Source organism: Ruegeria sp. YTSA226, from assembly GCF_059609905.1.
The window spans coordinates 1-14,744 of the sequence record NZ_JBXWMQ010000029.1; the positions used below are offsets into that span (position 1 = coordinate 1).

9 protein-coding genes and 2 pseudogenes are annotated in these 14,744 nt (G+C 54.0%); 5 read left to right on the forward strand and 6 right to left on the reverse strand.

What is annotated here, in order from left to right; all coding sequences use genetic code 11:
• Positions 1–45: 45 nt before the first annotated feature.
• A complete protein-coding gene (locus AC2FFF_RS19505) occupies positions 46–531 on the reverse strand; it encodes an AMP-binding protein (protein WP_496883076.1) in 486 nt (161 codons plus the stop codon).
• Between the two features lie 680 nt (positions 532–1,211).
• On the opposite strand from AC2FFF_RS19505, the gene AC2FFF_RS19510 reads away from it, so the two are divergent.
• The 3 genes from AC2FFF_RS19510 to AC2FFF_RS19520 all read left to right on the forward strand — a co-directional run bounded on the left by AC2FFF_RS19510 (position 1,212) and on the right by AC2FFF_RS19520 (position 3,559).
• The gene (locus AC2FFF_RS19510; RefSeq protein ID WP_185956758.1) at positions 1,212–1,742 is read left to right on the forward strand and encodes a TetR/AcrR family transcriptional regulator; all 531 of its coding nucleotides are present in this window, start codon (positions 1,212–1,214) and stop codon (positions 1,740–1,742) included.
• Positions 1,743–1,866: 124 nt separating this feature from the next.
• Positions 1,867–2,280: an ester cyclase gene (locus AC2FFF_RS19515; protein ID WP_281973967.1), complete on the forward strand. Its 414-nt coding sequence runs from the start codon at positions 1,867–1,869 to the stop codon at positions 2,278–2,280.
• Positions 2,281–2,482: 202 nt separating this feature from the next.
• Complete coding sequence (locus AC2FFF_RS19520) at positions 2,483–3,559, forward strand: DUF2652 domain-containing protein (protein WP_281973968.1); 1,077 nt, start codon at positions 2,483–2,485, stop codon at positions 3,557–3,559.
• A 180-nt stretch (positions 3,560–3,739) separates the two neighbouring features.
• Here the strand turns inward: AC2FFF_RS19520 and AC2FFF_RS19525 are convergent, their stop codons facing one another.
• From AC2FFF_RS19525 to AC2FFF_RS19545, 5 genes and pseudogenes are all read right to left on the reverse strand, one after another.
• On the reverse strand, positions 3,740–4,201 hold the full coding sequence (locus AC2FFF_RS19525) for a hypothetical protein (protein ID WP_142640399.1): 462 nt from the start codon (positions 4,199–4,201) through the stop codon (positions 3,740–3,742).
• Between the two features lie 511 nt (positions 4,202–4,712).
• A complete protein-coding gene (locus AC2FFF_RS19530; protein WP_281973969.1) occupies positions 4,713–6,773 on the reverse strand; it encodes an adenylate/guanylate cyclase domain-containing protein in 2,061 nt (686 codons plus the stop codon).
• A 584-nt stretch (positions 6,774–7,357) separates the two neighbouring features.
• Positions 7,358–7,549: pseudogene (locus AC2FFF_RS19535) on the reverse strand (IS6 family transposase); the annotation flags it as partial.
• 362 nt (positions 7,550–7,911) lie between these two features.
• Positions 7,912–8,277: pseudogene (locus AC2FFF_RS19540) on the reverse strand (integrase); the annotation flags it as partial.
• A 145-nt stretch (positions 8,278–8,422) separates the two neighbouring features.
• A complete protein-coding gene (locus tag AC2FFF_RS19545) occupies positions 8,423–9,280 on the reverse strand; it encodes a LysR substrate-binding domain-containing protein (RefSeq protein ID WP_281973970.1) in 858 nt (285 codons plus the stop codon).
• Positions 9,281–9,365: 85 nt separating this feature from the next.
• Between AC2FFF_RS19545 and AC2FFF_RS19550 the strand changes: the two genes are divergently transcribed.
• Positions 9,366–10,388, forward strand: coding sequence for a permease (locus tag AC2FFF_RS19550; RefSeq protein WP_281973971.1), 1,023 nt, complete (start codon positions 9,366–9,368; stop codon positions 10,386–10,388).
• A gap of 485 nt (positions 10,389–10,873) precedes the next feature.
• Positions 10,874–14,671, forward strand: coding sequence for a hypothetical protein (locus tag AC2FFF_RS19555; protein WP_281973972.1), 3,798 nt, complete (start codon positions 10,874–10,876; stop codon positions 14,669–14,671).
• Positions 14,672–14,744 lie beyond the last annotated feature (73 nt).

Sequence of the window (14,744 nt, forward strand, 5' to 3'; positions counted from 1 at the left end):
AAACTCAAACAGAAACCGAACCAGAGCCTCTGTTACGAAAACGCTTCACCTCTCCGAATATCTCTGACGACGGACAAGCTTTTTGCGGTTCGCGGCGTCGGTCACAACCAGCTTCGCTCCGCTCATGGTCAAACGGTCCTGAATGGCCTTTGGCCCAAAGGCTGTAAACAAAGGCTGATAGGCCGCACCAGCTCGGAGGGCGCCGAGAACAACCGTCGCAAGATCCGGGGTGCGCGGAAACAGACCCGCCACGATGTCACCGGGTTGGATACCTTGTTCTTTCAGCAAGTTGGCGAAGCGTGCAGCTTCATCGCGCAACTGTCTAAAGTCGCGGGTCTCATAGTGCCCGTCCAATGCAATCCAGTTCAAAGCCAGGGGATTGCCCTGCAAATGGACATCACAACATTCTACGCATGCATTGATCCCGTCGCTGAAATTACCGAAAAAGACAGACTTCGCGACGTCCAGATCAAATTTCTCCACCGCTTTGGAGTATTCTGGGGAAGTCCCAGAGTCAGAATTCGATTCCATCAAAACGTATTCCTCCAAATGCAGCCCTAAATTACCTTGCACTCAAATAGGTCGAATTTCCACGTTGGAGATTACGCGAACATCAGCGCGCCACGAGTGGTCCGTTGGTCCCGAACCAAGGCTCGATTTGGCACGAAACGGTAGGGCAACGGTCCAATGCGTGGCAGATGAAATGGGAGTGAGCCGACGCTCGTTACAGAGATACCTAAACGAGTCAGGATTCACATTTTCAGGGATACGCGACCAGGCTGTAAATCATGCAGCATTGCTCGTGCAAATGGCCTAGGTCAGGGTAGGCTCGTTCGACCATCGGAACTTTGCCACTCAGCGAATTTCATCGAACCGGTCATTGAAGGCCGCGCTGGAATGCGAAAATTGAGCCGCGCATTTTCTGCAGTTGGTTTGAACAATAAGAATGGCTGTCAGTCCTGACGTCAATTTTAGAAAACGCAGGAGCATTCCCGCTACACGGAGCAATGACAAATCAACTATTTGCCTGCGAGTTGGAATTTAAGAGCACACCATGCAAAACGTGGTAGTTCACGAATATTCTACCCTGCGTAACGGTTTTTCCTGATCTTGCTCAGACGGTACGTGTTGCGATTTTTAAATGATCATTTTAATATACTCCGATGGGTAGACCAAGATCATATTCACGCGAAGCTGTAGTTGAAAAAGCCATGGGTGTTTTTTGGCAAAACGGCTACAAAGCTGCATCGATAAGTGACGTTGTCCGCGAAACCGGGCTGAACACGGCCAGCATGTACAAGGAGTTTGGAGACAAGGAAGGATTGTTTTCAGCAGCTTTGGATCATTACCGCGATCATGTTATCGGGCCGCGCTATCGTATTCTGATCGACAACCCTAACTTAGAGGGCGTCGAAATGTTTCTCCGAAACGTTTTTTTGGGGGCCGCCAAGTCGGAATACAAGGGCTGCCTGATGATGAACCACCTTGCGCAGAAACATGTGATAAGTCCTGAGGCCGCTGAACAGGTGGGCGCGTTCTGTGCAGAGGTGGAGTCGCTGGTTGAAGCCGCTCTACGCAATGCCCAGGCGGAAGGAGATATCGGGGCGGAGAAGGACACGGCGCAGCTTGCGAGCTTTGTGGTTTTTTGCGTTCACGGGACCGTCTTGTATGGGCGGCACGACGAAAAAAAGCACGTGATACCAAACTTTTACGACTTGATCATGAGGGAAATTCGCGAGTGAATTTCATCCCCTATTTATTTTAAAATTGATTTTTTAAAATAAATGTTCTAAAACTATCCCATCCAGACGGAATTGAAGGCGACTACGCGCTGGACGTTAGTAAAACAGGGATAGGAGAAGCACGATGAGTATTTCCGAAACGGCTATGGCCTTCTTTGATGCATGCGAAACAGGCAAAGGCTGGAACGTCTGCAAGACATACTGTCAGGACGGTGCCGCTTTTACATGTGAAGCCGACGCATTGGCCGATATCTCGACAATCGAAGGTTATACAGCTTGGACCGCCGGAATTTTGACCCCAATCCCCGATGGCAATTACGACATCACCTCATTCTCGACTGATCACGAACGGAACATCGTAACGGCCACAGCAGTATTCAGAGGCAAACAAACCGGTGAAGGTGGACCAGTTCCTGCCACCGGCAAAGAAATCGCAACCAACTATGCCTACGTTATGGAATTTGAAGGTGATAAGATCGCCCGAATGACCAAAATCTGGAATGATGGGCACTCTCTAAAACAACTCGGATGGGCGTAGTGACGTCGCTATAGCGGCGGCGCCATTTAGGGGCTGTATTGCGGGAACTTGGTAACCACTTCGGGCTCTCACCGGCAACTTTGCGTCTGAGCTCCAGCCTACACACCATGATGACCGTCTATGGCGCATTTGGACCCAAAGTGGTTTTGAACCCTTTGTAGGTCAAAATAACCGCGCCAAACACTCTTTTGGGGAGCGTGCCATGTCAACACAAACTGGATATCTGTTGATCGCCGACATTTCCGGCTACACACAATTTTTGACCACTTCGGAAATGGATCACGCTAATCCGATTTTGCATTCCTTGCTGGGCGTACTGGTCGAACAGGTGGGTGATCCGCTCCATTTCTGGAAAACCGAAGGCGATGCCGTTCTGGCATATTCAACCCGGCAGGATTTCCCCTCCGGCGAGACCTTCCTGACCATCTGCGAGAATCTCTACAACGCATTTGCTCTTCGTCGGCAGGACATAATTGCCAACACAACCTGTACCTGCAACGCGTGTGCCAATGTCGGAGGGCTGGATTTGAAGGTTATCACCCATCATGGCCAGTTCGAAGAAATGCAACTTGGCCCGGTAAAAGACTTTTCCGGCGCCGACGTTGTTCTGGTCCACCGAATGGCCAAGACGAACGTTGTTGAAGCCACCGGTGTACGCAGTTACGCGCTGTTTAGCGAGGCCGCTGCAAACGCCATGGATATCAAAGGCATAGTGGAACCGTTTTCACAGGACATCGAACATTTTGGCGAGGTTTCGATGAAAGTCTACGATTTGGCTAAATCTTGGGAACGTTTGCGTGCCAACCGCGAACGCCATTTCTTGACCAAGGAAGACGGAGTTTGGACGTTCCTCCATCATTTCGATGCCCCAATTGCAGTTGTCTGGGAGGCGTTGGTCGCGCCGGAACTAAAGCTGAAATGGATGAACCGTGTACAGGAAATCACCGTCGACAGCCCACAAGGGCGTCTCGGCAATGGGTCGGGCTATCATTGCTCTCACGAATTGGCGGACTTTTTCTATCGCATCACTGATTGGGAACCGTTCGATTATTTCTCGACCTGCATCCAGGATCCGGCGCGCACTGGAGTAAGCCTGCCCGAGACATATCAGCTGACGCAAACGAACACCGGCACCGACTTGCGATACACAATGGGTCAAGCGACGGATGCCGAGGGCAATAGGTCGGAAATCTCAGAACAGGAGGTTTCAGCGTTCCTGGCAGAATTCTGGGCCGCATCGTTCTCTGATCTGGACGAACAACTCAAGGCCTCGAAGTAAGAGCGCTTTGTTGGGACGGCTTACATTGCGTCGGCAACCGCGAAATGCTGCTCTCTGTGATGTGTATGATGTCTGACGCCATCACCTACCCAACATTGGAGCAACAGTAACGTTTTCCCATGCCCTGCTTCCCACGATCAATCCAACGGCCCTACCCGTCATAAACTCAGGGACAACATTTCACTCAGGGATTTCCACGGTTCCTACTATGTGGGTTCGCCTCAAAGGTAGTGCTTGGTACATCGACACAATGTCCGTCGTGGCTATGCCCTCGCCAGTCATTCCATCATAGCGCCCGGTTCCGACGATAATTTCCCAAGAGTTAGCCGCGCCTTTTTCACCTGCTTTCCAACGCATCGTGAAAGTGTCTTCGCCCTCACCAAAAATGCATATTCCGGAGATTGAGTTGGTCCCATCTTGGTAACCGAACCCCGATCCAAGGCATCGAGCAAGCCCGCCGTCAACAGGACCTTCGATAACTTCAAATCCTCCTTTGTTGTCGGCGATGTGGAAAATATGATCACCAAGGTCAAAGTTTTCCTGAGAAAGCGGATAGAAATTATTAAGCTCGATGCGTTGCTCCTCGGCACTGGTCGCAGTACTAGTAGCGGCCAAGACCGAGATCAAAATTAGGTTTTTCATTAAGGCCTCCTAAGGCTCCATTCACCTTAAGAGTATTAGTGAAATTAGCAAACGACGGGCATGTTAATTTCCGCTATTCATGAGCGCCCGCTCGTCTCAACCCGCCTGTATGTGCGGATTGTCCGGGAATGGGTGAAGCCCATAGACCTTGAGGCGAGCACCAACGGAACGCATTCTAAGAGGTGAGCCAAGGTTACTCAGATCTGCAGAAACATTGACAATCTGCGCAATAAGCGACTTCTGCCTGAACATACAAAAATGGATAGGACGGTACGGTATCCTGGCCTAGAGTTGGAGGGCACATTGGCCATCGCGGAAGCTTTTGAAATTTAGAGCCACAGGGTCGTTTTCCTAGACGGCCCAATCCGGACATTGGCTACCGGGTGGTGATGCCGCGGTCGCAACCCACTTTCCGGACATTCACTGCGAGCGAAGTCCCCGGCGCGCTGAGCACACACAACGCGAGACTTGTCGGACTTTCCCGAAGCCCCTTAACTTTAACGGAAGTTTCCTACTGGTTCTTGTTGGTGCTAGTAACCGCACGCCAGCCTTCCTTTGGCGGCCTGTCTAACAGGTCTTGGGCGCGGATCATCATGGCGATTGAGGCGGAGTCTCCGTTTCGCGCCTGGTCTGCGGCCGCGAATGCGGCAACGGCCTCTTCAAACCGCCCTGTCCGATAATGTGCAAGGCCCTGTTCATAAGCCTCTATCCAGGCAAATGATCCAAAACGCCCATCCGCCATCGCGATCAGTTCGTAGACCACCAGCTCTTCAACACGTCCAAACACGGTAAGCGTGTCCAACTCTCGGACCACGATTGCGTCAGCGGCCTGTCGCCTCGTTTCCGGCCCGACCAGGATCAGCGTTCCATAGTCTTTGTTGGCCCCTTCCAACCGACTGGCAACGTTCACGACATCACCAATCGCGGTGTAGTTCAACCGCTGCTCTGATCCGATATTTCCGACCAGAGCCTCGCCGCTGTTCACCCCGATCCTGACGCGTAGGGGGTTGCCGGCCTCATCTTCTATTCCGGACGCGCCCACGGCGGCGACAAGGTCCAGCGCTGCGCGGCAAGCATTTTCAGCGTGGTTGGCATCTTTACGCGGCGCTCCCCAAAACGCCATCACGGCATCGCCAATAAACTTGTCGATCGTCCCACCGTTTTGAGTAATGGCCGCAGAGGCTGCGCTGAAGAAGGGCTCCATCAGCTGGACAATATTTGGGCCAAGTTTTTCGGACAGCCCTGTGAAACCCGCTACATCGCAAAACAACACAGAGATCTGTTTCATTTCTCCGCCCGGCTGTATCTTGATGCCCTCAGCAACCAGCATACGCACGAGATCGGTGGGCACGTATTTTCGGAAAGCGGACAAACCAGCGGCCATGCTCGCGGTTGCCGCAGAAAGATTGGCAAGCTCAGACAGTCTGGAGGGTCTGCGCTCAATGCGTTCGACGTCAAAGCGTTCGATTTTGCCAAGATCTTCGGCGATGCGTGCCAACGGATTTGCGACAATGCTTCGGATCAGCCAGATCGCCAGCCCGGTTGCGACGATCACCACACCGATCAAAACGTATATCAAGTTTATCAGCGCTTCATCGATGCTCGACAGAAACGCCGCTTCGGGTATGACCGTGGCAACGCGCCAGCCGTAAAACCCCAGTGGAGTCAGCGCCACCGCATAAGGCACGCCGTCGATGACGACACGTTTCGTCAACGTGCCTTGGGCATTCGCTTGGGGATCTGCCAACAACCTTTCGCCTGAGATCATGGCAACTTCATAAAGCTTCCCTTCGCCCATGCGCGCCGGGGTAATCTCATCCGCTTCTGCATCAGGTACTGCAATAACTTTGCCGTCAGCGTTCAGAATAAATGCCGCGCCGAATTCGCCGGGGGCAAGCGTGGCGAGAAAACGTGACAAACGATCCGTTTCGATTGCAACGGCCAGAACACCTTGCCGCGTTCGGTTGACGTCTATCGGACCAGCAAAGGCGTAAACGGTTTTTTTACTATCCGGAAGGTCGTGCGTTTCGATCCACCCCGCAGAGCTGAGCCCCATGAAGTTTTCAAACCAGGCATGTTCGCGCGGATCATAGGATGTTTCAGTAAAGGTCCGCTCCTCGAACTGAATGTCACCGGGGATAAAGATATAGCGATCCTTCCGCAGCATTCGGTCGCGGATCCCCTTGTCGATTTCAATCATCTCAAGCCCGCCGTCACCTAGACGGTGCGACGCGAAAAAATTGCCATCGGGCCAGCCAAAGAACATCCATGAGATATTCGGCTGCGCCTGCAGTTGCGACAGAAAAACAAACTCGCGCTTGTCGGCCTGTCGCGTCGCGATGACGTTCTGAACAAAGATCGTGCGAACGGCTGCCCAAGCGGCTTCGGCCGACCTAAGCGTCACCCCCACCTCGATGCGGACAGTGTTCGCTATCTGGCCGTTGATTTCAGCTGCAAGCATGCGGCTATTGTCGCGCGCAGTCGTCCACCATAGGGAATGGACAATAAAGGTCGACACTCCGATAGACACAGCCACCAGAATTGACACAGCGATGCCCACGCTAAGTCGCACTTAAATCTCCGCCAAATTACTCATATTCTTCAGTATTGAATTGAGATTGCTAGGAGGGCATAACTTTTTTTGACCTATCCCGAAATCTCACGCAACTGTTAGGTTGCAGCAAAGCATTGTGTTGAAGCGGGCGCTTGAACATTGGCTACTGTAACTGACCTTTGCGATTTTGCCAGACGCTGTGTGCAAATGAACGGGCCGCCCGAACTTGCCATTGGCAGATATGTCCCACCACTGCGCTGCAGCTCATCAAAGGAGACATTCGCCGCAGCCACAAAATCGGCGGGTCTACGAACTAACAGCTCGCGAAAGGAATCTGCCGTTCATCTACTCTGCCCTTCCCGCCGCATATTGCGGGAAGAGCCGCCGTTGGCCCGAATTCGCAAGTTCGGTATGATCTTAGCGGCTTTGTCGCAAAATTCTCTGAAGTGTGAGGGCTGGTTGGAATTTACTAAGTTCATACGGTTTGGTTCGCAAACTGCTTGACCGGGCAGATTCCGACTCCGAACTGACCCTTTCTGATCATCTGCGCAACTTCAATCCCATCGAGCGTTGCAGAGGCGGACGCAGTTTCGCTACTGCCGACGTGCCATGTCGGCAATCAATGGCGCATATTTGACGATCCAACGGTTCAGCGTCGCGTGATCAACCTTAACTCTGCGCTCAGCCAGGATTTCTTCCAGATCCCGATACGACACTGAGTAGCGCAGATAGAAAAACGCCTCGTGCAAGATCACATCTTTTGGGAAATGCGAGCCCTTGAATGAGATCGTCACCGGATGCTCCTGTCAATTTTGGGCTGGTCATTAATGTTGTTTTCTCCAGTGACAGAATAATAAAGTCTATTGAGAACCAGTACCGCCAACCACTAATCCAAATATATAAGGGCGCTTCTGGTTAAACGTGGCCTTTGTGCCGAATGGGCAAAGCATTGGTTTTTCACCCGTCGCGCAAACAAACCGCACCAGGGAATGGCGAACGGCATCTAATCTGATCTCTAAACGGCGGCGGCTGCTACCTGAAGGGTGCGTTGTGGGCTAACACTTGCCAGATCTCAGGCTTCAGCCCTGGATGCTAGCATTGGATCGAGTTGCCTTTCAGCACATCGAAGCCAGCCAACTAGGGTCAGGACTCATAGCCAAAGATACTCTGATCCGACCATCAGTTCGTCTTCCATCCATTTCTCGACGGATGTGCGGGTGCCTTCCGATATCTCAAACCGAACTGACTTCTGCGTCTTGTTCTGTAGCGCTGAGGCGCGTTACTTGATCTGGCCTGACGCCATCACATGCACAACTTTCATCTTCACAAGGTCGCAGCCGCGAAGCTTGCTGTCGATTGCCATATTGAACAGAGCAAGATCACGATGGTTCTCTGCCAATTCAAGCCGCACCCAGATTGCCCAGACATGCTTTGGTTTCAGTAGCCGCTTCTGACCGACAATGCGGCCCTTGTTCCAGGCTAGTCGAAGTGCGCGAATGGCAGGTAAGATTGGTATTTTCATGACTAATCCTCCGATCCGCCATGCCCTCCCAAAACGACGACCCGACGTTGACACAGGCGTCATACCACAGGATGCCGCGCCGCCTCCGATGTCAGGAACCTAGTCCGACCTGCCCATTCGACAGAGCGCAGCGAAAGTCAGCTTTTTATGGCTTGGCCATAAATGCGGCTCGGATCGCCTCCTTCATAGCGTCCTGAGGCCCTTGTTCTTTCGGCTTGCTGGATGCCATCACCAGCTTGGAGGCAGGCGTGTTTCCGAAGCCCAATGCGTCGTTCACCACCGATAGACCTGCGTGAAACGACGAGCGACCAAGTAGACCTACTGCAATCCCAGCTTCAACCGCTGCAATCACGCCAGAGACGCTCTGGCTGGAATATACAACGCGATATGGCTCTCCGCGGGCTTGCAATGAATTGACTGCCGCGTCGCGCCACCAGCATGCATGATCGAACAAGGCTACCGGAAGGCTTTCATCGATCTGAAAATTCCAGCGCGCCGACGACACCCAACAAGTTGGGTCTTCATAAAGAACTTCCTCATGGCTGGACGGGTTTTCGACCTCATAGACCGCAAGGTCCAGCGAACCTTTGTCGAGGGCCTCGGGAAAACTGGTGCTCAGAGCGCATGTGACATCCAGTTCGACTTTCGGATGATGGCGGGTGAAGGTCGCAATGATCGCCGCGAGTTTCGTTCGTCCGTGATCGTCGGGTATGCCCAAACGTAGTTTCCCGCTTACCGTGTTCTGGGAAATCTCTCGTAGTGCCGCATCGAGACGTGCCGTCACGTCCTGCGCGACTGGAAATAGCTTTCGTCCCGTGTCGCTCAGGACCACCCCGCGACCATGCCTGTCGAAGACCGGCTGACCCAGGATCGCTTCGAGGCGCTTGATTTGAAGGCTCGTTGCAGACTGCGACCGGTGGATGCGGGCGGCACCGTCTGTGACACTGCCGGCATCGGCCACGGCGATGAAGGTTCGCAAAAGATCGCTATCCAGGTTTTCCATTTGTTTTTCCAATATCGGAAATTGAAACTATGCGTTTCACAGATGCCTCGCGCCGCACTATTTTTCAAGGTCAGAGGAGTATCTCATGTCCGATCAGACAGCTGCCAACCGACCGCCCAACCGGAAACCCTTAGTGTGGGGCCTGTTTCTGCTTCTGTTGGCAGGTGTAGGTTTTGCTTGGCCGGAACACGCCGCAAACGCAGCAATGTTCGTCGTATGGAGTCTAATTGTCGTTGCCCCCATTGTCATTCCGGGCATCGTTCTAGCAGCTTGGATCATCGCCAGCGGCGCGGATACCCATATCGCTGGCGCGTTCGAGGGCAGGACGTTGCGAACGGTTTTGGCTGCATCGCTCATCGGAGCCATCACGCCGGTCTGCGGTGTGACGGTGCTGCCCTTAATGGCCGGATTGCTGGCAGCGGGCGTGCCACTTGCTCCGATCATGGCATTCTGGCTGTCCTCCCCAATAACTGATCCGGCGATGCTCGCGACAACAGCCGCGACACTGGGTTTGAGCTTTGCGATCGGCAAAACACTCGCAGCTTTCGGATTAGGCATATTCGGGGGCGTGATCACAGGGCTATTCGCCAAGACACCTTGGGCAATGAGCGCGCTTCGAGACAATGGTCTTGCGCGCCAACTGAGTGCCGCACGATGCGGCAGGGATCAACCCTTTGATCCATGGGTATGGCGGTCTGAGGCACGAAGGCATTCTTTCAGCAGACAGTTCTGGGCGACCACGCGGCTGATCCTGATCTGCCTGATCCCGGCATTTGCCGCCGAGTATGCCTTAAACGCCGCACTGACGCCGGGCGCACTAGCAACATATGTTGGCGAAGACAAATGGTGGGCAATACCCGCCGCAGTCTTCGTCGGTGCCCCGGCCTATATCGACGGTTACGCTGCGCTCCCGCTGACACGCGGGTTGATCGACAACGGCATGTCCGAAGGCGCGGCGATGGCTTTCCTTGTCTCGGGCGGCGCGGTCAGCATCTGGGGTGCTATGGCCATCGCACCGGTGCTCAAATTGCAACCGTTGATGCTCTATCTGCTGCTTGCAGTTCTGGGTTCGCTTGGGGCGGGGTATGTCTTTGGGTGGATCGTCTGAGATTCAGCGTTAACGGGAAGCAGACGTTCAGCAACCGGCAGCTTCGTCCGCAATGTGTGAGTACGAGCAGCGCCAAAATTTGCACTTGCAGCGAATGACCGAAATGCGGGCTGCGTCCGCAGAATGCCAGCGGGGTGTTGAATGCCTTTTATGGGCCGCTCAGTGCTTTTTGGCCGCGTGCGCGGTAAAATTGCACAATAACCAGTTCTTCACGTCAGAGCTGTGCGGCATTTTGCACTTGGCACCGTGCGGAAGGAGTGCGGTGTTCATTGCTGTTAATGCCTCCGAGCGGCGACGCCCTAGGTGGCACCTGATTGACATTTTGGGTATTTTGGCGCAAAATAAAAGCATATTTAAACAGCATTAACACTATTCCAAATTTGCAAATCACACTTGGTCGAGATTGGTGTAAAGCGTCCTATTTGGCGCAATTCCCGAGAGAAATTGACAGAAGTTCATTTTTAAAACGGAGGCTTACTTTAGCTATGTCCAGTCTTATTCAATCTGTTTTCGGTCGTGTCACCCAACAGGAGAACGGTCAGCCCGTACACGGTATATTGGTCAAGATTCAGGCGGTATTTGGGGATGGCTGGCGCAAGCGAGACGGCTGTAAGATCGATCTTGGATGCGTCCTGACGGCCGCCGATGGCCGATTTGTGCTCATAGTGGATTCGTCGAAAATACCCGAAGACTGTCGATGTGCAGGTCCGATGGAATTGCGGATAAAGCTGCGCGACCGCGATGGCGTGCGCATCCATAAAGCCCGGCTCCAGATTGAGGATTGTTCCTGCACCGACGATATTAAAATCGACGTCGCCATCCCGGCAAAGAAGCTGGCGTGTCACCTGAGCCGTCCGCTAAGCTGGGCTGCACCGAATAAGCCGTTTTTGCCAGAAAGCGTTCTTGATGACATTGAGGAAGCGCTTGAGCTTGCGGATGCTGATCGGTTGCTGCGCAAGCGCACTCACTTCTTTGAGTGCATCCGCCCGACGCTTGCGATTTTTGACAACTCGCTTAGTGATGCCTGGAGTGTTCTGAACGGAGACGTCGCTGCCAAGGGGCGCTATGTGGATGTCCTCAATGCTCTTTGTGCCAAGTCGCCAACAGGCTGCGGCTGTGGCGACGCATCCGGGGATGATGCAGGCGGTATCTTGCAGGGCATTTTTTCCGACGACTGCAATGATGACAGCTGTAAGCCCATCAAATCCAAACCCAACCCGGTGTGCTGTTCCGACCATGTCTGCCCGACCGGTAAGTCCCTGATCTCTGACAAAGACATGAGCTTGATGGTCTTTGCGGCCATGCATGTATCCTGTGGTCACAGACCAACAATGATCAAATACGTCGGCGCGCTGCTTGAACAACGTTGCCGGTTCCAGGTGTTGACCGCGCTTCATGAAGCAGCTGTCAACCTGATCTGCAAGAAGGCGCACGCAGGGCGTCATTTTAAGGATCTGCTCGAATATGTGATGTGCATTTGCACCGGTCAAACCCCTTGCGGACAAGTGCCTTGCTGTCAAACTTGTGTCCGCCAGCCCATCCTGGATTGCATCACGGATGCATATAGAAACTGGTGCAGTATCGAATGCTACACCGTGACCAAGATCAACCCAGAGCGTGCCTGCCCCGGTGACACGGTTGCGATCTGCGGGTGCGGGTTTGGCGATATTGCGGGGCAAGTGCAGTTCACCCAGCATGGCACGATGAACCCCGGTCCGATCGCTGTGCCGACCTCGTGGTCAGACGAACGCATCTGCGTGATCGTCCCGTCCAGTGCAGGATGTGGTTTGGCGATCATTCCTCCGACCCAAACGATCAGCGTCTGCGATCGTTTCCTGGACTATCGAAAAAGCGGCACGATGTTGGCTGAGTTCGAAGGCACGAGCGCTGACATTCTCAAGTTTATCGTCAAAGGGCATCAGAACGACGACTGCCTGTTACCCGGCGAGGTTCTGAAAATCCGCTGGAAGGTCTGCGCCGCTGACTCAGTGACTGTGCGCATCGTCAATACAGACACCGGCGCTGCCATTGCGCAGATTTCACCGGCCCCCGATCTGGGACGCTGGGACTTCGATCAGACTGACTTCGACCAAACGACCCGAGTGCGGGTCGAAATCGTCGTGACCGGTAAATGTAAACCTCCTACAGTAAGTCAGGGCTTAGACCTCGTTTTCCAGAACCCGCCGGATCTATCCATCGACGGGGTCGAGGTAACGCAGGCGATACAGTATTTCCGAGCCAACCAGCATCTGACTGATCCAGCTGACCGCGGCCCGGACAACTCACTTCAACTTGTTGCCAATAAATCGGCCTGGGTGCGGACATATCTGCGCAGTGGACAGGATCCGAATTTCGATAATGGGCAGCTCGGCAATGTCAGTGGCACACTTCAAGTGGAACGCCGGGTTGGTGGGATCTGGTCCACGGTGGCCAATATCGTTCCGTCCAATGCCCCGGTGACAGCGCAGGACAGTTTCTCAAGCTACGACGCAGAGAGACGCGACATTGATGCGACGCTGAACTTCATTATCCCTGCCAACGTGATGACCGGGCTCTTGCGCCTTTCTATCACTGTCTCGTCGCCAGACGATTGCTATGGAGGCAGCGGCACGGCCCAACAGCTTGTTGATGTCGATCTTGAGCAAGAGTTGCGCGTTGCAGCCGTCACAATTGGCTATAACGGTCCACCGATGGGCGGCGGCGCCAATATTACTTTGCCTGCCCCCAACGCAGCGCAAGTTGCCGCTGATACCAGCTTTGCGCTTCGGGTTTTCCCGGTAGGCAGTACGCCCAACGTGCGGATCATCGACAGTCAGACAACAACACAAGGTCTGACAAACAACAATTTCCCAGCGGGGGGATGCGATCCCAACTGGACGCCGATCCTGAATTTCGTGGCTAACGCGCGCACGAATGACGGTAATCAGGGCGATTGGCTTTACTATGGACTGGTCAATGCGGCGATCCCGCGCTCGCATGGCAACACAGGATGCGCCAGCGGCGGCAACGGCGCTGGCTTGTCCGGTAGCCCGGTCACGTTGGCGCATGAGTTGGGCCATCAGGCGGGTTTACCACATGCCCCATGTGGCACGGTCGGCACGCCAAACGCGAGCTACCCGCTTTACGAGCCTTACGATACCGGCATGACAACGACCGATAGCAATGGCAACACTGTCTATTCGGATGCGAGCATCGGCGAATACGGCCTCGACACAAATGACGGGACAATACACCGGCCAGCCAACAGTGAGGATCTGATGGGTTATTGCGGCCCCCGGTGGGTCTCGATCTTTACGCATAACTATATGCTGAACCGCGCCGAATTTGACCCGGTGGCGCTGGCAACGGGCGTGTCTGGCGGCAATTCGGTGGGGGCAGGCGCCATGGAAGTCGACAGGCAAGACCAGATGCGTCCTTTCGTGACGATCGTGGGTGAAGTCGGCAAAGACATGCAGGTCTCGGTCGCAAGCCTCGTACGGGTTCCAACCCGGCCCTTGCGGATGTCTGGCGCGCGTACCGATCTAGTTTTGCAGTTGATCGGGGACAAGGACGAGGTGATCTCATCTGCGCCGGTGTTCACAATGGATAATCACGACGCCAATGGCGATGGCTGCGGTTGCGGCGGAGGCGATAAAAAGGATCCGCCTAAACCGCCGTATAGTTTCATTGCGGCAATGGGCGATGTCGGCTCCGGAATTGCAATCCGCATCTGCCAGGGGGACGCAGTCATATGGGAGCGCAAGCGACCGGCACGGCCGGTTAAATTGGCTTCGGCTGAAGCCAGCATTGGCAAGTCTGGTCTAAAGGTTTCCTGGAAAACGACCGGGGCCAAGCGTAGTTACGATCCCGATATTTGGCTGCAATGGTCTTCTGATGGTGAACGCTGGAACGGGCTCAGGGTTGGTGCGAGAGGTAACAGCGTTGAGATCGACCCCAACACCATTCCGGTCGACAAGGTTTGGATTAGGGTCCTTGCTCATGACGGTTACTTCACCGCAACGGCAGACACCAAGCAAGTTAAACTGCCACCAGCGCCACCCGAACTCGCCATTATTCACCCCTCTGAGGGGCAAGTGGTGCGCCCGGACCGACCGCTGCATCTCTGGGGTACATTCACTGGCCGCACCGAAGCAAAATCTGTTGAATGGTATCTGGACGGCAAGAAGGTCGCCAAAGATCTGGATGCTTGGATCGATGTACCCAAGCCAGGTGAGCATGTGGCGGAGCTGCGCGTTAAAGGCGCAAACCCGGTAACTGTCAAGTTTTCTACAGGTGAGCGCTAGGGTCAGGACCCATTGATTTCCGTTTTGCGGCGTGATTCACGGTTCAAAAACGAGCGGTGAACATGTCTGATCT